Origin of the sequence: Variovorax paradoxus B4 (genome assembly GCF_000463015.1) — a bacterium.
GTDB classification, from domain to species: Bacteria; Pseudomonadota; Gammaproteobacteria; order Burkholderiales; family Burkholderiaceae_C; genus Variovorax; species Variovorax paradoxus_E.
In genome coordinates this window covers 4,391,153-4,413,798 of record NC_022247.1, presented here as the reverse complement: position 1 = coordinate 4,413,798, position 22,646 = coordinate 4,391,153, and the positions used below count along the sequence as shown (strand labels likewise).

Sequence of the window (22,646 nt, the reverse complement as noted above, 5' to 3'; positions counted from 1 at the left end):
ATGATCATCGTCGGACACCGCGGCGCGCGGAATCTCTGGCCCGAGAACAGCATGAGCGGCTTTCGCCGCCTCATCGCGCTGGGCGCCGATGCGGTCGAATTCGACGTGCAGGAAACGCGCGACGGCAAGGCCGTGGTCATCCACGATCCGCTGCTCGACCGCACCACCGAAGGCACGGGCGCGGTGCGCGACCATGCTGCCGCCCAGGTGCTGGCCACGCGCCTGCGCAAAGGGCAGGGCGCGCAGGGGGAACAGCGCCGCGACGAAGCCGGCGAATGCGTGCCTTCGCTGGCCGAAGTGCTGAAGCTCTTCGCGCCCACGCGCATGGAGGTGCACGTCGAGATCAAGACCGACGCCGCCGGCGAGCTGCCGCCCGGCGCCATCGCGCGCACGGTGCAGGCGCTGCACGATGCGGGCGTGGCCGATCGCAGCGTCCTGACCTGCTTCGTGCCCGAGGTGCTGGCGCAGGTGCTCGCCCACTGGCCGCGCGGGCGCGTGCTGGCCTCGCTCGACCATCGCTCGGCTGAAATGCTGGGCGGCATCACGCGTGCACTGGCGCGCTACGCGGCGCTGCCGGGCTGCATCGTCGCGGTCGAGAAGAAGCTGCTGGCCGCCACCTGGCCGCAGTGCCTGGCCGCACTCGGCAGCGAACGGCTGGGCGCCTGGGTCGTCAACGAGCCCGATGAAATTGCACAATGGCTCACCATGCCCCTGCGCCAGATCACCACCGACCGACCCGACCTGGCGCTGGCCGCGCGCGCAACACCATGAGGGTCTCGCGCCGCCGCCTGCTGCTCGGCGGAATGGCCGCCGCATCGCTCGGCCATCCGTTCCTCCGGCTCCACGCGCAACGGGCTTCGCGCGAATTTCCCTTCACGCTCGGCGTGGCGTCCGGCAGCCCCAGGCCCGACGGCATGGTGCTGTGGACCCGGCTGGCGCCCGATCCGCTGCAGGGCGGCGGCATGGGCGAGGCCCCGGTCGACGTGCGGTGGGAAGTGGCGCACGACGAGGGCTTCTCGCGCATCGCGGCAAAGGGCAGGGCGACGGCCCTTGCGGCGCTCGCGCATTCGGTGCACGTCGAGGTGCAGGGCCTCGCACCCGGCCGGCCTTACTGGTACCGCTTCACGGCCAATGGCGCGCGAAGCCCCGCCGGCCGCACCCGCACCGCGCCGGCCGAGGGCGATGCCGCGCCGCAGCCGCTGCGCTTCGCCTTCGCGTCATGCCAGCAGTACGAGCAGGGCTACTACGCGGCCTACCGCGACATGGCCATGCAGCCTTTGGACTTCGTCGTGCACCTGGGCGACTACATCTACGAAAGCTCCTGGGGCTCGCGCCACGTGCGCCACCACCAGGGCGGCATTCCCACGCAGCTCGGCGAGTTCCGCGACCGCTATGCGCTCTACAAGACCGATCCGCACCTGCAGGCCGCGCACGCCGCCTTCCCCTGGCTCGTGACCTGGGACGACCACGAGGTGGCGAACGACTACACCGACGACGTCTCGCCGCGCAGCATCGATCCCGCGCAGTTCCTTGCGATCCGCGCCGCGGCCTACCAAGCGTGGTACGAGCACATGCCCGTGCCCGCCAGCATGCGGCCGACCGGCGCCGCGGCCACCATCTACGGCCGCCATCGCCTCGGCCACATGCTCGACGTGTTGCTGCTCGACGGGCGGCAGTACCGTTCGCACCATGCCTGCCTCGCGGGCCGCAGCGCCTCGCCCTTGGCCGACTGCGCCGACCGGCTGTCACCGGAGCGCAGCTTCCTCGGCGCGAGGCAGGAGGCCTGGCTCGCGAACGAACTCGCTGCGCCGCGGGCCCGCTGGACCGTGATCGCCCAGCCCACGCTGCTGGCCGAGGCCGACCGCAAGCGCGGTCCCGAGCACGGCTACTGGATGGACGGCTGGGACGGCTACGCCGCCTCGCGCGCGCGCCTGCTCGACGGCCTGGCCGCGAACAAGGCGCGCGGCGGCGATGCGCTGGTCATCAGCGGCGACGTGCATGCCTTCTGGGCCGCCGACCTGCGCCGCGAGCCGCAGGGGCCGGCGGTGGCGACCGAATTCGTCGGCGGCGCCATCACCTCCGAAGGCCCCAGCGCCGCCAACGTGGCCAACATGCTCGCCAAGAACGACCACCTGCGCTACGGCCGGGGCGACAAGCGCGGCTATGCGCACATGGCGCTCGATGCGCGCGGCTGCGCGGTCGAGTTCCGCGCCGTGGACGACGAAAAGGCCGAAGACGCCGCCGTCGTGCCGATGGCACGCTTTGCGGTGGAGCGCGGCGCGCCCGGCGTGCATCTCGAAAGCACCTGAGCGCTGCAGCCTTGCGCTGTCGTGACTATGATGGCCGTCGCCCTTCAATCGCCTGGAGCGACACCCTCATGAGCATTCCGACCACCCGACTCGGCCGCACCGGCCTCACCGTCTCGCGCCTTGCGCTCGGCACCATGACCTTCGGCCTGCAGACCGACGAGGCCGTGTCGCACCAGATCCTCGACAAGGCCGCCGAGGGCGGCATCAACTTTCTCGATACCGCCGACGTGTATCCGCTCGGCGGCACCGTCGAAACCACCGGCCGCACCGAAGAGATCATCGGCCGCTGGCTGCAGAAGCAGGGCTCCGCGGGCCGCCGCCGCTTCGTGGTGGCCACCAAGGCCGTCGGCAAGGTCGGCCCCAACAGCTGGGACCAGGGCGCCTCGCGCAAGCACCTGCTCGACGCCATCGATGCCTCCTTGAAGCGGCTGCAGACCGACCATGTCGACCTGTACCAGCTGCACAGCGACGACCGCGAGACGCCGCTCGAAGAGAGCCTGGAGGCGCTCGACGTCATCGTCAAGTCGGGCCGCGCGCGCTACATCGGCGTGTCCAACTTCCTGGCCTACCGGCTGGCCCGCGCGCTCGGCAAGGCCGAGCTGCACAAGCTCACGCGCTACGTGTCGGTGCAGCCGCGCTACAGCCTGCTGTTCCGCGAGATCGAACGCGAGCTGCTGCCGCTCGCGGGCGAAGAGGGCCTGGGCGTGATTCCCTACAACCCGCTGGCCGGCGGCCTGCTCACCGGCAAGTACAAGCCCGGCGCCACGCCCGAGGAGAACACCCGCTTCACGCTCGGCACGGCCGGCGGCATGTACCAGGACCGCTATTGGAACGAGCGCAGCTTCAACACCGTGACCCAGCTGCACCAGCTGGCCGACGAAGCCGGCGTGCCGCTGGCCACCCTGGCGGTGGCCTGGGTCATGGCCAACCCGCTCATCACCGCGCCGCTGCTCGGCGCCAGCCGCCCCGAGCAGCTCGACGCCACGCTGGCCGCGGCCGACTACAAGCTGGACCCCGCGCTGAAGCAGAAGCTCGACGAGCTCACGGCCGAATACCGCAAGGGCGACGCGCCCAGGTAGGCACCCAGGAGTGAATCCGAAGAAGCTCGCGCTGCTGCCATGGCACAGCTGATGTCGCTGCTGGTGCAGAACGCGATCGCGATCGTCTTCGCGGCGAGCTTTGCCGCGCGCCTCGGATTGCCGGTGCCCGCGGCCGCGGTGCTGGTGGTGTCCGGTGCGCTGCTGGCGGCCGGCAACGTCTCGGTGGCGGGCGTGGTGCTGGCCGCGGTGCTGGCCAACGTGCTCGGCGATGGCGCCTGGTTCTATGCCGGGCGCCGCTTCGGCTACCGCTTCATGCGCCTTCTGTGCCGCATCTCGCTGTCGCCCGATTCATGCGTGCGGCGCGGCGAATCGCTCATTGGCCGATGGGGCGGCCTCTCGCTGGTGGCCGCCAAGTTCGTGCCGGGCGTGTCGGTGGTTGCGCCGCCGATGGCCGGTGCGCTGGGCATGTCGGTGTGGCGCTTCATCGGCTTCGACATTGGCGCCGCGCTGGTCTGGACCGGCGCCTTCCTCGGGCTGGGCTGGATTTTTCGCGACCAGATCCAGGAGGTGCTGGCCATGCTGGCCCAGGCCGGCGGCATCGCGACCCTGGCGCTCGTGGTGGTGCTGGCCGTGATGTTGGCGGTGCGCTATTGGCGTCGGCGTGCCTTCATGCGGCTCACGGGCATGCCGCGCATCAGCGTGGACGAGCTGCACGAGCTGCTGGCCAGCGAGGCGCCGCCGCTGGTGATCGACGTGCGCGGAGAGGCGGGCGTGCAGGTCGACCCGCGCCGCATCCCCGGGGCACTGCCGTACACGCTCAAGGCGCTGCAGCAGCGGCATCCGGAACTGCCGCTGGTCGACGGGCGCGACGTGGTCCTTTATTGCAACTGCCCCAACGAAGTGTCAGCCGCCCTGGCTGCGCGCGTGCTGCTGGCGCGTGGTGCGCGGCGCGCCCTGCCGTTGACCGGCGGGTTCGATGCCTGGGTGGCCTCGGGCCGCCCGACAAGTCTCCATTGAAAGCCGGCGCTGGAGCGCGTCGGGCACCTTCGCGATCCTGGGTCCATGGCCTTGCCCGGTGGTAGTCTTGCCCTCCGATGAACCTCCGCACCAAGATCGTCGCGCTGGCCGTTGCACCGCTGCTGGTTGCGCTGGTGTTGGTGGCCCTGGCGGTGCGCCACCAGGAGCATGACCTGGCGCAGCGCGAGCGTGCGCTGATCGAGAAAAGCTACATGGCCCAGCGGCGCAGCGAACTGCGCAGCTACGTCGACCTTGCCGTGAGCACCGTGCGGCCGCTGTACGACGCCGGCCAGGACGACGAGGAAACCCGCAGCGAAGCCCTGCGCCGCCTGGCCGCGCTCGACTATGGCGACGACGGGTACTTCTTCGTCTACGACATGCAGGGCCGCTCGCTCATGCATTCGCGCCAGCCCGAGCTCGTGAACCAGAACCTCTGGGAGATGCGCGACTCCCGCGGGCGCTTCACCATCCAGGACCTGATCGCGGGCGCGCGTGCGGGCGGTGGCTACGTCGAATACGAATGGCGCAAGCCTTCCAGCGATCAGATGGCGCCCAAGCTTGGTTACGTCACTGCGCTGCCGCGCTGGAAGTGGATGGTCGGCACCGGCCTGTACCTGGACGACATCGAGGCGACCATGCAGGCGCTCGACCGCCAGATGAGCGCCAACGTCACCACCACGCTGCTCTGGATTGCCGGCATTGCCGCGCTGTGCCTGGGCGTGGTGAGCGCCACCGGGCTGCTGCTCAACCTCAGCGAGCACCGCACGGCCGAGGCCAAGCTGCGGCTGCTGGCGCGGCGCGTGGTTCAGTCGCAGGAGGAAGAGCGTGGTCACCTCGCACGCGAGCTGCATGACGGCACCAGCCAGACGCTGGTGTCGGCCAAGCTGCTGATCGAATCCGCGGTGGACGCGCTGGACCGCGAACGCCAGCCCACGCCGCCCGCATTGAGCAAGGCGCTGCAAAGGCTCAATGATTCGCTGCTCGAGGTGCGCCGCATCTCGCACCGCCTGCGGCCGGCTCTGCTCGACACGCTTGGCCTGCCTGCAGCGCTCGAGCGCCTGGGCGATGAATTCGCCGAAGAGGGCGCCATCGACGCGTCGATCATGATCGAGGGCGAGGCCTTCGAGCTCTCGCAGGAAGCCAAGACTGCGCTCTTCCGCGTCACGCAGGAGGCGCTCACCAACGTGCGCAAGCACGCGCAGGCGCACCGCGTGCACATTGCGCTGGGCTTTTCCGACGAAGAAGGCGTGCGGCTGGAGATTGGCGACGACGGCACCGGCTTCGACGTGGATGCCATGCAGCTCGACCCGCGGCGCGGCATCGGCCTGCGCAACATGCGCGAACGCATGGAGTCGATCGGCGGACACCTGAATGTGCAGTCCGGCGAAGGCGGAACAACCATCGTGGCCGAAGTGCCGGCCCGCAGCGCGAAGCCCGAATAGCCAAATGACAAAAGAAGACGCTGCCCCCATTCGCCTCTTTCTGGTCGACGACCATCCGCTGGTGCGCGATGGCCTGCGCGCGCGGCTGGGCACCATGCCCAGGCTCGAGATCGTCGGCGAGGCGGGCAGCGCGGCCGAGGCGCTGGCGCTCGTCGAGTCGCTCAGGCCCGATCTGCTGCTGATGGATGTCGGCATGAAGGACATGAACGGCATCGACCTGGCCGCGCTGGTGCTGCAACGCCAGCCCGCGCCGCATGTGGTGATGCTCAGCATGTACGACAATCCCGAGTACGTGCAGAAGGCCCTGCAGGTGGGCGCGCGCGGCTACGTGCTGAAGGACGCGCCCGCGGCCGAGATCGTGGCCGCCATCGAGGCCGTGTCGGCGGGCGGCACCTTCCTGAGCCCGGCCGTGTCGAAGAAGTTGTTCCGCAACCAGGCGCCAAGGCCGCTGCTCACGCCGCGCGAGAGCGAGATTCTTACCGCGCTGGGCCGCGGCGAATCGAGCAAGCAGATCGCGCGCGACCTGGGCCTGAGCGTGCGCACGGTGGAGGCGCACCGGCAGAGCATCAAGCGGCGACTGGGCATCGAAGGGCAGGCGGAACTCATCAAGTATGCGGTGGAGCATGCGCGGGAGTTCGGGCAGGGGTGAACCGCGCTGTCTGTCCCCAATCAAACCACACCTATCCAAGCCGAATTCGCATGTCCGACCTTCCCCACAGCCCCGCCGCCGATCGCAACAAGCAGCCCATCCTCGAGGCGCTGACCCGCATCCTCGGCGAGCGCGGCACCGCACTGGAGATCGCATCCGGAACAGGCCAGCACGCCGCGTGGTTCGCAGCAGCAATGCCTCAATGGACCTGGCAACCGACCGACGCGGATGCACGGATGCTCCCCGCCATTGCAAGCCGAGTCGCAGAAGCCGCGCTGCCCAATCTTCGTGCACCGCTGCTGCTAGACGTGATGTCATCTCGATGGCCGTCGCAGGGGGCGGCGTTCGCTCCAGACGAAAAGTTCGATGCGATCTACTGCGCCAACATGCTGCACATCGCGCCCTGGCCCGCATGTGCTGCGCTGATGCAGGGCGCCGCGCAGCATCTGCTTCCTGGTGGGTTGCTGATCACGTACGGGCCCTACTTCGAAGACGAAGGCACACCGGCGCCGAGCAACCTGGCGTTCGACCAGGACCTGCGCGCCCGCAATCCTGCATGGGGCATACGCCGCCTGCAGGATGTGGGGGCAGAGGCGCGCCAGTCAGGACTCGTGTTGCGCGAGCGGCATGCGATGCCCGCGAACAACCTGCTGCTGGCCTTCGGCTTCTGAGTTCAGCGCACGCGGGGCACCGCAGCCGTCAGCAGCGCAAGCGCCTTGTTCAGCGTCGAGGCCGCGAAGCGTTCGCCCTTCGAATGGCCGATCCGCACCACGATGAGGTCGTGTGACGGAATCACCAGCACGAACTGGCCGCCGGCGCCGAGCATGTAGTAGGCCGACGTCGGCATCGCCAGCGAGCTCATTCCATTGATCCAGAAGAAGCCGCCGTAGATCGGGCGCTTGTCCGCTGCCCAGGCCGGTGCCACGCTGCTCACGAAATTGACGAAGCCTTCGGGAAGAATGCGCTCGCCATTCCACATGCCGTCCTGCAGATAGAGATTGCCCAGGCGGGCCCAATCGCGCGCCGACATGAAGTCGTAGCCCTGCGTGAGAAAGTTGCCGTAGGGATCGGTCTCGATCACCATCGAGCGGATGCCGATCTTGTCGAAGAGCGCGCGCTGCGGAAACGAAAGATATTCCTCGCCGCGCTTCTCCACCGCGAGGCGAACCAGGTAGTTGGCCAGCACGGGATCGGTGTTGCGGTAGCGGCCCACCGCGCCGGGAGGCCATTGCTGCGGCCGGGTCGCGGCGTAGTTGAACGCGTTGATGCGGCCCGTGTAGTAGTAGACGTGGTCGGGGTAGGTGCCGTTGGGGTCGAAGTCCGGATCGTCCGGCGCCTTGATCCGCAGGCCGCTCGACATCTGCAGGATGTCGGAAATCTTGATCTGCTGCCGCGCATCGCCAGCGCCTTGCCACTCGGGAATCGGCGCCGGCTGGTCGAGCTTGTACACGCCCTGCTTGATGAGCACCCCCATCATCGTGGCCACGACGCTCTTGCCCATCGACCAGGATTCGAGCGGCGTCGTCGCGCCGATGCCGTTCATGTAGCGCTCGGCGACGATGCGGCCCTTGTGCGTGACCACGAAGGCCGATGTGTAGGCCTCCGGCACGCCGAACGCGGCGTCGACGGCCTGATTCACCCTGGCCATGTCGACATCGGCCGGCGGCGGGTCGCCCGGCAGCACGTCGCCCATCGGCCACGGTTGCGTCGCGGGGTCGGGCAGCGAGCTCTTGACTTCGACGGGCGTGAAGAGAACGTCGTCCCGGCCGGCCGGCAGCGTGACGCAGCCCTGCGAACCGAAGTGGCGCGCCACCAGCGTCGGGCCGTTGGGAATCGAGATGCGAACCTCCTTTTTCACGCGGTCGACCACGGGCTTGCCGACGTTCTTGCGCTGGTCGTACGGTCCCACGAAGTAGCCGAGGCTTTCGGCGGCGACGTCGGGGTCGATGCCGGTGATGAACACTGCGGAGCACATCGTCTTGGCATAGCCGGAGGTGTGGTGCTCCAGCACGTTGCCGGGCGGTGGCACGTAGGGCGTGTTGAGTTCGAGGGCCCGTGCGCGGGCAATGAGCGCCTCGCGTTCCGGCAACTGCGCCGTGGTCGGCGGCAATGGAGCGCCGATGCCGATCCCTCCGCCGCCTCCGCCCCCGCCGCCACCGCCACCGCAGGAGGCCAACACGGCTGCCAGGCCCAGGGCCACGGCGGTTGTGGTGAGGGAGCGGCGGATCGAGCACTTCATTGGCGGTCCTTGGGTCTTCGCGATGGTCGATTGCGGTGCGCAACCTTCGGCACCGGCGGGATTGTGGGTGAATTCCGTGAGGGCGCCTAGCGCTTTCAAGTGAGGTGCATGCGATGTAGCTCCAAGGTTCTCACCCTTCGATCCAATGGCCGAAGAGTCCCAGCATCGTGCTTGCCTGCAGAACGCGGCAATAGTTCACGGTCGGAGGAGACAGCCTGTGTGGACGTAGCCTTTTGGGTGGCTGGCAGCACGCGCTTGAGTCGATAAGATGTGGCGCACTCACGGCCATGGAGCGGCAATGGATACCTCTACTCCGATTTGCACGCGTCGCGTCGAGTGGTCTTCTGGCCGATAAGCTGATGAAGCGTCCGATCTTCACTCTGTGCGGGGCTTTTCTCGGCGTCGCTTTGTTTCTGGGCATGCCAATCCTCTTTTCACTTGCGTTTCCAGGCACAGGGATTGGGCATCACGGCGAGGATGAAGCCGCCCGGATCCTGCGCGTGTATTTCGTCATGGGCGGTCTAGCCTCTGCCGTGTTGGATGGTTGGGTCGGCGGCGTCGCCGCCACGAGTCCACGTCGGGCGCTTGGAATGCTTGGTGCCATCGCAGCAGTCAGCATTGCCTTTGGCATCATTCCGATGCAATTGCCTATGAAGCCCGAGAACGCGATGGCTGTTGGCATTGGAGCGTGGGCCATCGTCAGTGCTGGTCTCGCGGCTTTGGTAGCACGCAAGAAGAGCGAAATCACTGCGTAGTGCCAATGCTTCGAGATGCGGGCGCATAGGCGTCACATCCTGGGTGCGCTAGCGGCACATGTCGTACCCACCGGCCAGCGTCAGGCTGGCGACGTCCAGCGCATCGGCCGTTGCGTGCCGACTGCGCGAAGCGCCTGGTACGGCGCCTTCGCCACGGTTCACGTTGCGGCAGGCATAGCTGCCGAGGTGCTCGATGGCCACCACCGGCTGGCCGAAGCGCTGCCTGGCAGCCGGCTGCAGCGCGTGCCGCTCCCACATGAAGAAGGACAGCGCCATCGGGCAGCTCAGCGAAGGCGCCGTGCCCAGGCGCACGCCGGCGGAGGCTTGCGGCGCGAAGGCGCCGGCTTCACCGGACGCCCAGAAGGATCCAGGGCCATTGACCTCGATGGAATGCCAGCCGAAGATCGATCGCCATGGCTGAGGCCCATCGCTCAGGGTGGCGTTGCAATGAGCGGATCCAGCTCGGCGCGTATGCGCCTTATCGCCACTTCATGCCGCAGCGTCTGCGCTCCGCGCCCATAGGTCATCGCTTTTCGGATCAGCCGCAATTGCTCGCGCTGCAGCAGCGTCTTCAGCCGCCTGGCCCGCAGGCCGAAGGTCCAGCCCATCTGCCTGCGAATCCGATACCGCAACAAGGGCGCGCCCAGGCGGATCCACTCGTCGTCGCGGATCAGCTCGCGCTCCGGCACGAAGTAGGCCGCCAGCGCATGCAGGTAGGCGCCGTTCTCGCGCGCAGCAACCCGCCAGAAGAGGCCCGCCGCAATCATCGCGGGAATGCCCTTGACGACGAGCAGCACCGCCATGTCGCCATACCCGCCGTCGAAGAGGTCTTCGAGCCATGGCGAGTTCCAGATGAAATGCATCGCCCACGCGAGTGCGAAGCACAGGAATGCGCAGGCGATCCTCGCCGCCATCGACCGCTCCGGATGCAGCAGGAACCAGGCGACGCCGAAGGACGCGATCGTCGTGTAGGCCGCGTGGCTCCACAGTCCGCTCAGCAGCCCGCGCGTCAGCAGGTTGATGAGCACCGGAGACACCTGGTTCTCGAGCGGAAAATGCATGGAGGCGTTGACGGTGTAGGTCAGGTTCTCGACCACCTGGAAACCCAGGCCCGCCATGGCACCCACGATCAGCACCGACAGATAAGTCTGGAACTGGTTGCGCGCCACCAGCACCAGCAGGATGACGCCGGCGATCTTCAGGAACTCCTCGGTGATCGGGCCCGCGATGGCCGGTCCCCAGAGCGCCACGAAATCCGGCGACACCAGCTTGGCGCACAGGCTCTGGATGGCGATGTTCGCCGGCGCGGCGAAGTAGACGGCTCCGAGCCCGCCCCATGCAAAGGCCAGCACGAAAGCTTCCGGCGGGTGCTGTTCGAGCAGGTCCAGCGTGCGAAAGACCAGAAGAAAAACCAGCGTGTAGATGCCCCACACCAGGATGCCCAGCAGGGCCGTGACGGGGACGACACGGAAACCCATCGAGAACATGTTGATGGTGTAGAACAGGCCGTTGACGATCAGCGCCGCCAGCAGCCAGAAGGCCGCGCGCTGCGGCTGGAAGAACGAATCGGTGCCGATCGGCCAGTCGCCGCGGTCCTGTTGGCCTTCGAAGGCGGGCGGGCTCACGGCGATGCCTCCAGGTCCATGGATTCCAGCATGCTGCGGGCCTCGGCCATCGTCTCGTTCAGGCCGTCGCTGGCGCCGTAGCACTCGATCTGCACGAGCGAGCGGCGCTGGAGGTCGACCACTTGCCAGAACCGGCCGGCCAGCTTCGATCCGTAGTACGCAAAGGTCTTGCCCTGCAGGCCCCACGAGGTGACGAAGTCGGACACGTCGCCGTCGATGTTCAGGCCCTGGCCGCGTTCCATGAGCCTTTGCTGCCGCATCAGCGGACCGTCGGGCCCGCCCGCCCATGCACGCGTGGTCACCAGGAACTTGTGGCCGCCCTTGAACAGCATCAACGACTGGCCGGCCCTGGAGCGCGACACGTCCATCTCCCATCCGCTGGCGGGAACGAACCTGGCATGGCCGACGGCCACCGTTTCCCCCGCGGGCAGCGGCCGGTTGCCAGGCGTGCGGCTGTCCCAGAAGGTCAGGCCGCCCACGTAGGCGGCAATGGCAAGGAGCACCGCGAGCGCGCCTGGCCAGGTGCGGTACGGTATGCGGCGGGATGGCTCGGGCATGCGGTGATCGTGCCATACGATGGCCGGGACACGGGCCTTGCTTGCATTGCTTCGACGCATGGCTATCCTCCACGGTCATTGCAATGAAGCTGCTTCGGAACCTTCAGGACAGAACATGAAAAAGTCGGACGCGAGCACCGGCCAGCCGGCATCGGGGCTCATCTCGCAACGAATCGCCGAGCTCGGCGGCTGGCGCGGCGAAACGCTGGGCCGCATGCGCAAGCTGATCAAGCAGGCGGACCCGGATGTGGTCGAGGAATGGAAGTGGATGGGCACGCCGGTCTGGTCGCACGGCGGCATCATCTGCACGGGGGAGTCCTACAAGGACAAGGTGAAGCTCACCTTCGCCAAGGGCGCCTCGCTGCCGGACCCGGCCGGCCTCTTCAACGCGAGCCTGGACGGCAACATGCGCCGCGCGATCGACATCTTCGAAGGCGAAGAAGTCGACGAAGCCGCCTTCGAGGCGCTCGTGCGCCAGGCGGTGGCGCTCAACAGTGCCGGCAAGCCAAAGCCTGCGAAGAAGACGGCCAAGTCCTGAAGGAACCACATGCCCGACGCATCCGCACCCGCGCCACGCCTCCGCATGCCGCTGCCGCTTCTTCGGCTGCTCCCGATCGGTGCCTGCCTGCTGGTGCTGGGCTGCGCGGGCCCGCGGGGGCCGCAGCCCGGGGCCGGCTACGGGCCGCCTCCCGTGCTCACGGCCGAGCAATCGAGCGGCGTCGCGATCCATGCGCTGGGCCTGGTCGGCACGCCGTACCGCTACGGCGGCAACACGCCGGAGGGCGGCTTCGATTGCAGCGGGCTCATCGGCTACGTATACAGAAACAGCACGGGCCAGGCCACGCCGCGCACGGTGGCGCGGATGGCCGCTTTCGGCCGCCCCGTGCCCGCATCCGACCTTCGCTCGGGCGACCTGGTGCTCTTCGGCGCGTCCACGCCGTCGCATGCGGGCATCTACGTGGGGGCAGGGCAGTTCGTGCATGCGCCGTCGACGGGCGGCGAGGTTCGGCTCGATCGGCTGGACGGCATCTACTGGTCGCGCCAGCCGATGCAGGCGCGGCGGCTCTAGCCTGGATATTTCGCGAGTGACGTGTCGCGATGGCAGTTGATCAATGTAGGGCGCGAAGCGCGCGATACAACCGCGATGAGTGAGATTTCAGCCGCATTGCTGGGGCTGAAGACGCAGTGCCCCCTTACCCCCGTTGTTTGTCGACGTGCCGGGGACAGCACTCGACGCGATCTATGGAGCCAGTGCGCGAGCGGCCGTGAGGAAGACGTGCTTGAGCGGGTGGTGCGAGGCCAGCAGCAGGCGGATGCGACGGGTATTGCGCAGCACGGCGGCGCCGATCTTGAGCAGCTTGACGCGGATGGTGGCGGTGCACGCGCGTTCCAACTGCGTGCCTTGAAGGGCCAGCCGGCGCAGGTTGATCATCAAGGTGTAGGCCAGCGCAGCCAACAGCAGGCGCAACTGGTTGGACGCGAAGCGGCGACAACTGCCGCGGCGACCGAACAGGTCGATCTGCGCTTCCTTGATGCGGTTCTCGGCCTCACCGCGGGCGCAGTACAAGTCCTCGTACAGCGACTTGGCGTCTCCCGCTTCCAGGCTCGTGACCACGAAGCGTGGATTGCGCCCTTGCGCGCCGTGCTCCAGCCGCGCGATGACGCGCCGCTCACGCTCCCAGCTGCGCGTTGCATATCGGAACTCGCCGATCAGGCGCTGCTTCGTGCCGACGGCTTCGTACTGCTCGGCCAGCGCGTGTTCAGCGATGGCCACGCGTTCAAGCAAGGCGGAGTTCTTCTGCAGGCCCACGATGTAGTCAATGCCCCAGGCGTCGAAGCGGCGCAGCGCCTTCGGGCGACAGAAGCCGGAGTCGCCGCGCACCACGAGCCGCACGCCGGGCCACGCCTGGCGCAGCCGTCGCGCGATCAGCTTGATCAACGCGCTGAGCACGCTGGCCGGATCGCGCCAGCTCGGGCGCAGCACGCACGCGAGCATGTCTTGCCCACAGAAGATGTACAGCGGCAAGTAGCAGTAGTTGTCGTAGTGGGCGTGGAAGTGCGCGCCTTCCTGGTCACCGTACAGCGGGATGTGCGTGGCATCGATGTCGAGCACGAGTTCGTCGGGGGTCGTCATGCGGCTAGCGATGAATTGATCCAACAAAACAGCGTGCAACGCCGCGGCATGCTCGCTCGTGGCCGAAGTCTCCAACCGGCTCAACGTCGGCGCCGAGGCCAGCTCAACGACACGACCTACCGCCGTTTGGTGCGCCAGGTCATGGCGCAGCGTGTTGTGCTGCGAAACACTTTCCCAGCCACAACACAAGCCGTACACGCGCTGCGCGAGCAGACTGCGAATGTCGTGACGCACGCTGGCCTTGCGCCGTGCGTCAGCGAACACGCGCGCCGCCGCGCGCGTCAAGCCGATGCGCTCATCGACTTGCTTGAGCAGTACCGCACCACCGTCGCTGACGATATCTCCGCCGTCAAACGCCGCCTCCACGACGCGACGCCCAACCTTGCAAAATCTCACTGGCACATCGGTACACTTTGGCACTGGCAGTCCTGTTCTCGAGTTGCATGTTCTTGGCATCAGATACCAATAACAACGCATCCCGGCTCAGGGCTGCCGACCTTCTACTCGCGAAATATCCAGGCTAGGCTCGAAAAAATGCTGCTCAATCCAACTTAACGCATCGGTGTCGCCGTTGGTTCTACGGGGATGCCTGCCTTGGGGCGGTCGGGCCGGTGTGGCATGCTGTGCCGGTATCACCGAACCTCGGAGAGGTCCTCATGAAAAAAATCTTCGTCCTGGCCGTTCTGGGCCTTGTCACCATCCTCCCGGCGTTCGCGCAACGCGGCGACTCTTACGAGAACGACCGCCGCTATTGCGCCAGCGGCCGCTCCGGCGTCGACTTCAACACCTGCATGTGGCGCATCCAGCGCGACCGCGAAGAGCGCTATGACCGCCGCGAGCAGCGCGCCTACGAACGGGAACAGCGGCGCGAATACGAACGCCGCGAGCGCTGGGCCGAGCAACCGCCTCCGCCGCCGGCCTATCGCCAGTGGGACGGCCCGCCCCCCGGCGAGCAGCCGAGGCTCAGCGACATGCAGCAGCGTGCGCTGGACAACTGCAACCTGCTGGCGCCGCGCGACCAGCCCCGCTGCCGCGCGACGGTGATGTCGACCGTCCGCTAGCAGGGTTTTCCATTACGCAAAGCCACGCACGCGGGCCGCGCGGTCCGACGGATGCGCCTGCGCGCGCGTGCGGCAACACTCCCGGGTTCATTCCCAGGAGACATTCCCATGCACAGCATCCGCCGCCATCTGGTGTGGCTCGTCGTGGCCGTGGTCGGCGCATTCGCGCTGGGCACCGTGGCCCTCACGCGCGGTGAAAGCGTCAACGCCCTGTGGGTGGTGACCGCCGCGGTCTGCACCTACCTGATCGCCTACCGCTACTACAGCCTGTTCATCGCCGAGAAGGTGCTGGGGCTGGACGGCAACCGCAAGACGCCGGCGCACCGCCACAACGACGGCCTGGACTACGTGCCGACCGACAAGAACGTGCTGTTCGGCCACCACTTCGCGGCCATTGCGGGCGCCGGTCCGCTGGTGGGCCCGGTGCTCGCCGCGCAGATGGGCTACCTGCCCGGGCTGCTGTGGGTGCTGGCGGGCGTGGTGTTCGCGGGCGCGGTGCAGGACTTCATCATCCTGTTCATTTCCACGCGGCGCGACGGCCGCTCGCTCGGCGACCTCGTCAAGCAGGAGATGGGCACGGTGCCCGGCATGATCGCGCTGTTCGGCACCTTCATGATCATGATCATCATCCTCGCGGTGCTGGCGCTGATCGTGGTGAAGGCGCTGGCCGAATCGCCGTGGGGCACCTTCACCGTGGCGGCCACCATTCCGGTGGCGCTGTTCATGGGCGTGTACCTGCGCTTCATCCGGCCGGGGCGCATCGGCGAGGTTTCGCTGATCGGCTTCGTGCTCCTGATGCTCGCCATCTTCGGCGGCCAGGCCGTGAGCCAGAACCCCGCGTGGGCGCCGCTCTTCACCTTCGACGGCAAGGCACTCACCTGGATGCTGGTGGGCTACGGCTTCGTGGCCGCGAGCCTGCCGGTGTGGTTGCTGCTGGCGCCGCGCGACTACCTGTCGACCTTCCTGAAGATCGGCACCATCATCGCGCTGGCGCTGGGCATCGTGTTCGTCATGCCCACGCTGCAGATGCCTGCGCTCACGCAGTTCGCGCAGGGCGGCGGGCCGGTGTGGGCGGGCAGCATGTTCCCGTTCCTGTTCATCACCATTGCCTGCGGCGCGGTGTCGGGCTTCCATGCGCTGATCTCCTCGGGCACCACGCCCAAGATGCTCGACAACGAGCGCCATGCGCGCTTCATCGGCTATGGCGGCATGCTGGCCGAATCCTTTGTGGCAGTGATGGCGCTGGTGGCGGCTTCGTGCATCGAGCCCGGCATCTACTTTGCAATGAACAGCCCGGCCGCGCTGGTGGGCAGCACCGCGCAGCAGGCGGCGCAGACCATCTCGAGCTGGGGCTTCGTGGTCACGCCCGAGATGCTCGTGCAGACCGCTAAGGACGTGGGCGAAAGCACCATTCTCGGCCGCGCGGGCGGTGCGCCGACGCTGGCCGTGGGCATGGCCCACATCCTCCACCAGGTGATCGGCGGGCAGGCCATGATGGCCTTCTGGTACCACTTCGCGATCCTGTTCGAGGCGCTCTTCATCCTCACGGCCGTGGACGCCGGCACCCGCGCGGGCCGCTTCATGTTGCAGGACCTGCTGGGCAGTTTCGTGCCCGCGCTCAAGCGCACCGATTCGCTGCCGGCCAACCTGTTTGCCACGGCGCTGTGCGTGGCGGCCTGGGGCTACTTCCTGTACCAGGGCGTGGTCGATCCGCTGGGCGGCATCAACACGCTGTGGCCGCTGTTCGGCATCTCCAACCAGATGCTGGCCGCGGTGGCGCTGCTGCTCGGCGTGGTGGTGCTGTTCCGCATGAAGCGCGAGCGCTATGCATGGGTGGCGATTGCGCCGGCCGCATGGCTGCTGGCGTGCACGCTCACGGCCGGCTGGCAGAAGATCTTCTCGCCCGATCCGAAGATCGGCTTCCTCTCGCACGCGGCCAGATACGTCGATGGGCTCGCCAACGGCGTGCTGGTGGCGCCGGCGAAGACGCCCGAGGCCATGTCGCGCATCGTCTTCAACGACCGGCTCGATGCGGCGCTGTGCGCGCTCTTCATGTTCGTGGTGCTGAGCGTGCTGGTCTACAGCATCAAGGCCTGCCTCGCGGCACGCGCGGCCCATCGGCCGACCGCGCAGGAGACGCCGTTCGAACCGCTCGCCGCGTCGGCGGCACGCTGAGCAGGCCGCCATGGCTCTCGCATTGCCGGAAGCCGGGCGCCACTTCGCCCGCTCGCTCAAGCAGTCGCTGCGGCTCATGGTCGGGTTGCCCGACTACGACGCCTACCTGACCCACATGGCGGCCACGCATCCGGACCAGCCGCCGATGAGCTACGAGGCCTTCTTTCGAGAGCGGCTCGAGGCGCGCTACGGCGGGGGTAAGGGGCGCTGCTGCTGAAGGACGGCGGCAGCAGCATTTAGAATCCCGCGGTTCGCGCGAAGCGAACTTTGTTGCAGGAAGCCCCGGCCACGCGCCGGTGCGAGCCGGGCAAAGGACCCAACCCAGATTTTCTCCAGGCAGGGCGCATGCGGTTTCTCCATTCGATCGATGGAGGGGCTGCATGGCGCTTCGCGATTCCAAAAAAATCGCCCTGAGGGAAATTCTCCATGTCCGTTCGCCCGCATGCCGTGCGCCTTCGCCGCACGCCGCTCTTTCTTGCCACCCTTGCCGCACTGCATTGCGCGGCCCAGGCCCAGACCTCCGCCAGCACGCTCCAGGAGATCACCGTCACCTCCGAGCAGGAGCCCGGCTATGCCCCGTCGGTCGGCAGCACGGCCACCAAGGGCAGCGCGCCGCTGCGCGACGTTCCCCAGGCGGTCAACGTGCTGCCCGCGCAGCTGCTGCGCGACCAGGGCGCAACCTCCATGCAGGACGCGCTGCGCAATGCGCCCGGCGTTTCCTTCAATGCCGGTGACGGCCAGCGCGACCAGGTGGTCATCCGCGGCTTCACGGCCATCGCCGACTGGTTCGTGGACGGCGTGCGCGACGACGCGCTGTACTTCCGCGACCTGTCGGACACCGAGCGCATCGAGGTGCTCAAGGGCCCGGCCGCCGTGCTGTATGGCCGCGGCTCGTCGGGCGGGCTGGTCAACCGCGTGACGAAGAAGCCGATCTTCGAGCGGCCCTTCGGCGAGGTGTCGCTCGGCCTGGGCACCCACGACTTCAAGCGGCTCACGGTCGACCTCAACCGGCCCATCGGCGAGAACATGGCCTTCCGCCTGAACGTCGCGCGCGAAAAGTCGGGCAGCTGGCGCGACCAGCAGTTCATCGACCGCTACAGCATCGCGCCCTCGCTGGCCATGAAGTTCAGCCCGCAGACCGACCTGCTGCTGCAGTACACCAACGCCTACGACCAGCGGCTGACCGACTTCGGCATTCCGGCGCTCAACGGCCGCCCGGTGAACGTGCCCATCGGCACCTACTACGGTTCGGCCTTCGCGAAGCGCGACGACACCACCACCACGCGCGTGCAGTCCTTCACCGCCACGCTCAACCACCGCTTCAGCGACACGCTGAGCCTGCGCAACACCACGCGCTACTACAGCTACAAGCTCGACCGCTTCAACACGCTGCCCAGCGGCACCACCGACCCGGTGCGCATGACCGTGGGCCGCACCCGCGGCTTCGTCGACCGCGACGAGAGCGGCTGGTTCAACCAGACCGACCTGACATGGCGCAACGAGCTCGGCGGCTTCAAGCAGGAATGGCTGGTCGGCGCCGAGCTCGGCAAGCAGGACAAGCGCGCGTACACGGTGTCCTCGGCCACCGGCTTCGAGCGCGTGAGCATCCTGAACCCGGTCTCCGCGCCGCCGCCGATCCCGCTCGCAAGCTACCTGGGCAACAGCGCGATTCCGAGCAACACCACCTTCAAGACGGCCGCGCTCTATGCGCAGGACCAGATCACGCTGGCGCCGCAGTGGAAGGCGCTCGTCGGCGGACGCTACGACGACTTCCGCCAGGAGACCTCCTTCGAGCGCACGCTGGCCCCCTTCTCGCGCACCGACCGCAAGTTCAGCCCGCGCGCGGGCCTGGTCTGGCAGCCGAGCGACTCGCAGTCCTACTACGTGTCGTACAGCCGCTCGTTCCAGCCTTCGGCCGAGACCTTCGCGCTGTCGGCCAACAACGCGGCCAACGATCCCGAGATCACCGTCAACAAGGAGATCGGCGCCAAGCTCGACTTCCTCGACGGCGCGCTCAACCTCACGGCCGCGCTTTTCAACCTGGAGCGCTCGGGCATCAAGAACACCGACCCGTCCAACCCGGCGCGGCAGATCAACGTGGGCACGCAGCGCACCAACGGCATGGAACTGGCGCTGGCCGGCAAGCTGCCGGGGCGCTGGGACGTCAGCGCGGGCTATGCCTACCTGGACGGCCGCATGGTCAAGTCGCTGGCCACCGTGAGTTCGCTGCAGCTGCCCGTCGGCGCCGCGATGCCGGTGCAGGGCAAGGTGGCGCCGCTCACGCCGCGGCATTCGGCCTTCGTGTGGCTCATGAAGGACCTGGGCCATGGCCTGAGCGCGGGCGGCGGCGTGAACTACGTGGCCGCGCGCTATGCCTCGCTCAGCAACCTGGTGACGCTGCCTTCGTACGTCACGGCCGACCTGGCCGCGAGCTACAGGACCGAGCGCTACGAACTCTCGGTGAACCTGAAGAACATCACGGGCAGGAAGTACTACGTGTCCGCGCACGGCAGCGTCGACAACTTGATCATGCCGGGGCCGGGACGCGAGCTGCAGGTGGCGCTGACCGCGAAGTTCTGAGGACGGGCAGGCAGGAAGGCTCAGGCGCCGGCTGAGCCTGGCTGCGTGAATTCCAGTTTCTTCCGGCCGGTGCTTGCTGCCACGATGGCCTCCACGCAACGGAATGGTGGAGAACATCGATGGCATCCGAATTGAATCAAATCGCAAGCTGGTCGCTGCGCTGGCGCATCGGCCTGTCGGGCGCCCTGTGCCTCGCGGCGGCGCTCTCCGCGGCGCAGCCGCCGGACGCGAGCGTTGTCCTGCATGCCGAGCAGCGTTTCCAGCTGGCGCTGGAAGCGCAGGCCGCCCGCGACTACCGCTCGATGCTCGAGCAGCTTCGGCAAGCGGCGGCCGAGGACAGCGCCGAGGCGCAGGAGATGCTGGGCATGGTGCTGCTGGCGGGACCGATGCTCTATGGCTCCGCAGTCAAGGCCGACCGCTGCGAGGCCCGCCGCTGGATGCTGCGGGCCGCATCGCAGGGCAGCGATACGGCCAGGGTCCAGCTCGCTTTCCTCAACCGGCTGCGCCAATCTCCGGCCGGCAGGAACGCCTGCGACTGAGCCTGTATTCCGGCGGCCGTGACGCCTGGTTACCGCAGCGTGCGCGAGGATGCTTCCCCGCGCGATGAGGGGCTAGACTCTTCGTTTGCCAAACCCTCCGCTGCGAGGCCGACTCATCATGAAACCCTGGTTGATTTCCATGGCGCTTGCTTTGGCGGGCGCCGCTCACGGCGCCGAAAACTGCGAAGCCCTGCGCACCCAGATCGAAGCGAAGATTGCCGCGGCCGGCGTGACGCGCTTCACCGTCACCACCGTCGATGCCAATGCAGAGGCGGCAGGACAGGTGGTGGGCAGCTGCGATCTCGGCAGCAAGAAAATCGTCTACCAGCGCGAAGGCGCACCCGCAGCCGGTGCGGCCCCGGCGCGTCCGGGCACGGGCCCGGCCGACGAAGAGATATTGACGGAGTGCAGGGACGGCACGGTTTCCGTCGGCGGCAGCTGCAAGAAGTAGGCGGGAGCCAAGCCTTGTCATCATCCAAAGCCTTTCGCATTGCGCTCTCGGCCTCGGCCGCCGCCATTGGCGGCATTGCGGCGTACTGGACCCTGCTGGCGACGCGGCAGGGACACATCCTCTTCAACGCCAGAAAGCTTCCCGTCGTCCATCTGTCCGACGACTTTTCCACCTACTCCCACACCGTGCCGGGCGGCATGGTGCGCGGCTATGTCTATCACCCCCAGGGCGAAGACGCGCTGCAGGACCTGTTCATCTATTTCGCCGGCCGGGGCGAGGACGTTCGAGCCACCGCGCAGGCGCTGCACTGGCTGCCGGAGGGCTTCGGATTTGCCGCGGTCAACTACCGGGGCGTGGCCGACTCGCAGGGCCACCCCTCCGAGATCGCTTCCGTGGCGGACGCAATCCAGTTTGCCAATCACCTGCGCAAGGCCTTTCCGCAGGCACGCCTGCACGTGGTGGGCCGCAGCCTGGGCACCGGCGTGGCCATCCAGCTGGTGGCACAGCAGGACTTCTCGAGCCTGCAACTGGTCACGCCCTACGACTCGATGCTGGAAGTGGCAAAGAAGCGATTTCCGCTCGTTCCGCTGTCGCTGTTGCTGCGGCACCGGTTCGACTCGCTCACGCACTGCAAGGAAGTGGCCGCGAAAACCCAGGTGCTGCTGGCCGAGCGCGACGACGTGGTGCTGCCCGAGCGCTCGCAGAAGCTCATCGCGGCCTGGCCGACACCCATCAACGTGCAGACCGTCCCCGGCTCCGACCACCACAGCATCATGGGCCTGGAAGCGACCTGGCTTCATCTCGTCGACTTCGCGCTGACGGCCATTCTTCCCGAACCGGTGGCAGCCTGAGCCGCTGGAGAAGCCTTCAGCCGGCACCCAGGGCGGCAAAGCCGCAATCAAGATCGCGCAGCAGATCCGAAGGCGCCTCGAGCCCCACGTGCAGCCGCACGACCGCGCCGCGCTGGCTCCAGTCGGTCACGCTGCGCGCTGCGCGCATGTTGGCCCAGGCCACCAGGCTCTCGTAGCCGCCCCAGGACGCGCCTCGGCCGAACAGCGACAGGGCATCGACGAAGCGCTCGACCGCGGCGTTTTCGATGCCAGGCTGCAGCTCGAACGAGACGAGCCCGTTGGTGCCGCGGCAATCGCGCTTCCAGAGTTCGTGGCCGGGGTGCTGCGGCAGCGCGGGGCAGAACACGGCCGCCACTTCGGGCCGTGCCTCCAGCCAGTGCGCCACTTCCATCGCATGCCGCTCATGCATCTGCAGCCGCGCGGACAGCGTGCGCATGCCGCGCAGCACCAGCCAGGCATCGTCGGGGCTCACCGTCATGCCGAAGGCATCGCAGCGCTCGTTGAGCGGCTGCCAGGCTTCGCGCGTGGTGGCGACCGTGCCCATCATCACGTCGGAATGGCCCGAGAGGTATTTGGTGGCAGCCATCAGCGAGATGTCGGCGCCCAGCGCGAGCGGCCGGTATTGAACGCCCGAACCCCAGGTGTTGTCCGCGGCAACGAGCGCGCCGCGTGAATGGGCCAGTTCGGCCAGCTTCGGCAGGTCGCACATCTCGTAGACCAGCGAGCCGGGACACTCGGCATACACAAGCCTCGTGTTCGGCTCGAACAGTTCCTCGATGCCGCTGCCGTCCGCGGCAAAGAAGGTGCAGCGGATGCCGTAGGGATCGAGGAAGGAATGCACGAGGTTGCGCGCTGGCTCGTACACGCTGTCCGACATCAGCACGTGGTCGCCGGGCTTCAGGTACGACAGCAGCACCATGCCGATGGCTGCAAGGCCGGTGGGGAAGAGGCGCGTGCGGTGGGCGCCTTCGAGTTCGGTCACCGCGTCTTCGAGCGCGAAGGTGGTGGGCGTGCCGCGTGCGCCGTAGCTGAAGGCACGCTCGCCGCCGCGCCGCGCGCGTGTGTCGCGCATGGCTGCCACGCTGTCGAACAGCACGGTGCTGGCGCGCACCAGCGGCATGTTGACCGGCGAGCCGCCGAAGTAGGCCGGGGCCTTGCCGGTGTGGGCGAGCCGGGTGTCGAGGGCCTGGCCTGCGGAGTCTTTGGGCGAATCGGACATGGT

23 protein-coding genes are annotated in these 22,646 nt (G+C 67.7%); 17 read left to right on the top strand and 6 right to left on the bottom strand.

Annotated elements, in window-relative coordinates; translation table 11 throughout:
- The 7 genes from VAPA_RS20495 to VAPA_RS20465 all read left to right on the top strand — a co-directional run bounded on the left by VAPA_RS20495 (position 1) and on the right by VAPA_RS20465 (position 7,128).
- Complete coding sequence (locus VAPA_RS20495) at positions 1 to 771, top strand: glycerophosphodiester phosphodiesterase family protein (RefSeq protein WP_021008677.1); 771 nt, start codon at positions 1 to 3, stop codon at positions 769 to 771.
- A complete protein-coding gene (locus VAPA_RS20490) occupies positions 768 to 2,309 on the top strand; it encodes an alkaline phosphatase D family protein (protein ID WP_021008676.1) in 1,542 nt (513 codons plus the stop codon). The genes VAPA_RS20495 and VAPA_RS20490 overlap by 4 nt, the downstream gene beginning before the upstream one ends.
- Positions 2,310 to 2,377: 68 nt before the next feature.
- The gene (locus VAPA_RS20485) at positions 2,378 to 3,388 is read left to right on the top strand and encodes an aldo/keto reductase (RefSeq protein WP_021008675.1); all 1,011 of its coding nucleotides are present in this window, start codon (positions 2,378 to 2,380) and stop codon (positions 3,386 to 3,388) included.
- A 39-nt stretch (positions 3,389 to 3,427) separates the two neighbouring features.
- A complete protein-coding gene (locus VAPA_RS35425; protein ID WP_021008674.1) occupies positions 3,428 to 4,366 on the top strand; it encodes a VTT domain-containing protein in 939 nt (312 codons plus the stop codon).
- 77 nt (positions 4,367 to 4,443) lie between these two features.
- Positions 4,444 to 5,808 (top strand): cache domain-containing protein, encoded by a 1,365-nt coding sequence (locus tag VAPA_RS20475; protein WP_021008673.1) that lies wholly within the window; start codon positions 4,444 to 4,446, stop codon positions 5,806 to 5,808.
- A gap of 4 nt (positions 5,809 to 5,812) precedes the next feature.
- Positions 5,813 to 6,457, top strand: coding sequence for a response regulator transcription factor (locus VAPA_RS20470; RefSeq protein ID WP_021008672.1), 645 nt, complete (start codon positions 5,813 to 5,815; stop codon positions 6,455 to 6,457).
- Positions 6,458 to 6,507: 50 nt separating this feature from the next.
- Positions 6,508 to 7,128, top strand: coding sequence for a DUF938 domain-containing protein (locus VAPA_RS20465; protein WP_021008671.1), 621 nt, complete (start codon positions 6,508 to 6,510; stop codon positions 7,126 to 7,128).
- A 2-nt stretch (positions 7,129 to 7,130) separates the two neighbouring features.
- Here VAPA_RS20465 and VAPA_RS20460 read toward each other — a convergent pair whose 3' ends face one another.
- Complete coding sequence (locus VAPA_RS20460) at positions 7,131 to 8,696, bottom strand: serine hydrolase domain-containing protein (RefSeq protein WP_021008670.1); 1,566 nt, start codon at positions 8,694 to 8,696, stop codon at positions 7,131 to 7,133.
- 359 nt (positions 8,697 to 9,055) lie between these two features.
- Here VAPA_RS20460 and VAPA_RS20455 point away from each other — a divergent pair, with 359 nt between their 5' ends.
- Positions 9,056 to 9,451 carry a hypothetical protein gene (locus tag VAPA_RS20455; protein ID WP_021008669.1) on the top strand — a complete coding sequence of 132 codons (396 nt, stop codon included), beginning with the start codon at positions 9,056 to 9,058 and terminating at the stop codon, positions 9,449 to 9,451.
- Between the two features lie 48 nt (positions 9,452 to 9,499).
- On the opposite strand, the gene VAPA_RS20450 is transcribed toward VAPA_RS20455, so the two are convergent.
- From VAPA_RS20450 to VAPA_RS20440, 3 genes are all read right to left on the bottom strand, one after another.
- The gene (locus VAPA_RS20450; protein ID WP_021008668.1) at positions 9,500 to 9,763 is read right to left on the bottom strand and encodes an extensin family protein; all 264 of its coding nucleotides are present in this window, start codon (positions 9,761 to 9,763) and stop codon (positions 9,500 to 9,502) included.
- A gap of 119 nt (positions 9,764 to 9,882) precedes the next feature.
- Positions 9,883 to 11,076: a PrsW family intramembrane metalloprotease gene (locus VAPA_RS20445; RefSeq protein WP_021008666.1), complete on the bottom strand. Its 1,194-nt coding sequence runs from the start codon at positions 11,074 to 11,076 to the stop codon at positions 9,883 to 9,885.
- Positions 11,073 to 11,633, bottom strand: a complete 561-nt coding sequence (locus VAPA_RS20440) for a hypothetical protein (protein ID WP_021008665.1) — start codon at positions 11,631 to 11,633, stop codon at positions 11,073 to 11,075. Before VAPA_RS20440 ends, VAPA_RS20445 begins: the two co-directional genes overlap by 4 nt.
- A gap of 115 nt (positions 11,634 to 11,748) precedes the next feature.
- Here VAPA_RS20440 and VAPA_RS20435 point away from each other — a divergent pair, with 115 nt between their 5' ends.
- Positions 11,749 to 12,171 carry a DUF1801 domain-containing protein gene (locus tag VAPA_RS20435; RefSeq protein ID WP_021008664.1) on the top strand — a complete coding sequence of 141 codons (423 nt, stop codon included), beginning with the start codon at positions 11,749 to 11,751 and terminating at the stop codon, positions 12,169 to 12,171.
- A 9-nt stretch (positions 12,172 to 12,180) separates the two neighbouring features.
- Positions 12,181 to 12,702, top strand: coding sequence for a C40 family peptidase (locus VAPA_RS20430; RefSeq protein ID WP_021008663.1), 522 nt, complete (start codon positions 12,181 to 12,183; stop codon positions 12,700 to 12,702).
- A 171-nt stretch (positions 12,703 to 12,873) separates the two neighbouring features.
- Here VAPA_RS20430 and VAPA_RS20425 read toward each other — a convergent pair whose 3' ends face one another.
- A complete protein-coding gene (locus VAPA_RS20425; RefSeq protein WP_021008662.1) occupies positions 12,874 to 14,187 on the bottom strand; it encodes an IS1380 family transposase in 1,314 nt (437 codons plus the stop codon).
- A gap of 236 nt (positions 14,188 to 14,423) precedes the next feature.
- Between VAPA_RS20425 and VAPA_RS20420 the strand changes: the two genes are divergently transcribed.
- The 7 genes from VAPA_RS20420 (at position 14,424) to VAPA_RS20390 (ending at position 21,424) form a co-directional block, all read left to right on the top strand.
- Positions 14,424 to 14,828 carry a hypothetical protein gene (locus tag VAPA_RS20420; RefSeq protein ID WP_021008661.1) on the top strand — a complete coding sequence of 135 codons (405 nt, stop codon included), beginning with the start codon at positions 14,424 to 14,426 and terminating at the stop codon, positions 14,826 to 14,828.
- A 108-nt stretch (positions 14,829 to 14,936) separates the two neighbouring features.
- Positions 14,937 to 17,003 (top strand): carbon starvation CstA family protein, encoded by a 2,067-nt coding sequence (locus VAPA_RS20415; RefSeq protein ID WP_021008660.1) that lies wholly within the window; start codon positions 14,937 to 14,939, stop codon positions 17,001 to 17,003.
- A gap of 10 nt (positions 17,004 to 17,013) precedes the next feature.
- On the top strand, positions 17,014 to 17,220 hold the full coding sequence (locus VAPA_RS20410) for a YbdD/YjiX family protein (protein ID WP_021008659.1): 207 nt from the start codon (positions 17,014 to 17,016) through the stop codon (positions 17,218 to 17,220).
- 209 nt (positions 17,221 to 17,429) lie between these two features.
- The gene (locus tag VAPA_RS20405; protein WP_021008658.1) at positions 17,430 to 19,583 is read left to right on the top strand and encodes a TonB-dependent receptor; all 2,154 of its coding nucleotides are present in this window, start codon (positions 17,430 to 17,432) and stop codon (positions 19,581 to 19,583) included.
- A gap of 119 nt (positions 19,584 to 19,702) precedes the next feature.
- Positions 19,703 to 20,122: an SEL1-like repeat protein gene (locus VAPA_RS20400; RefSeq protein WP_021008657.1), complete on the top strand. Its 420-nt coding sequence runs from the start codon at positions 19,703 to 19,705 to the stop codon at positions 20,120 to 20,122.
- Positions 20,123 to 20,240: 118 nt separating this feature from the next.
- Positions 20,241 to 20,573, top strand: a complete 333-nt coding sequence (locus tag VAPA_RS20395; protein ID WP_021008656.1) for a DUF1161 domain-containing protein — start codon at positions 20,241 to 20,243, stop codon at positions 20,571 to 20,573.
- A 14-nt stretch (positions 20,574 to 20,587) separates the two neighbouring features.
- Positions 20,588 to 21,424, top strand: a complete 837-nt coding sequence (locus VAPA_RS20390; protein WP_021008655.1) for an alpha/beta hydrolase — start codon at positions 20,588 to 20,590, stop codon at positions 21,422 to 21,424.
- Between the two features lie 16 nt (positions 21,425 to 21,440).
- On the opposite strand, the gene metC is transcribed toward VAPA_RS20390, so the two are convergent.
- Positions 21,441 to 22,643, bottom strand: a complete 1,203-nt coding sequence (metC, locus tag VAPA_RS20385; RefSeq protein WP_021008654.1) for a cystathionine beta-lyase — start codon at positions 22,641 to 22,643, stop codon at positions 21,441 to 21,443.
- Positions 22,644 to 22,646: the final 3 nt, after the last annotated feature.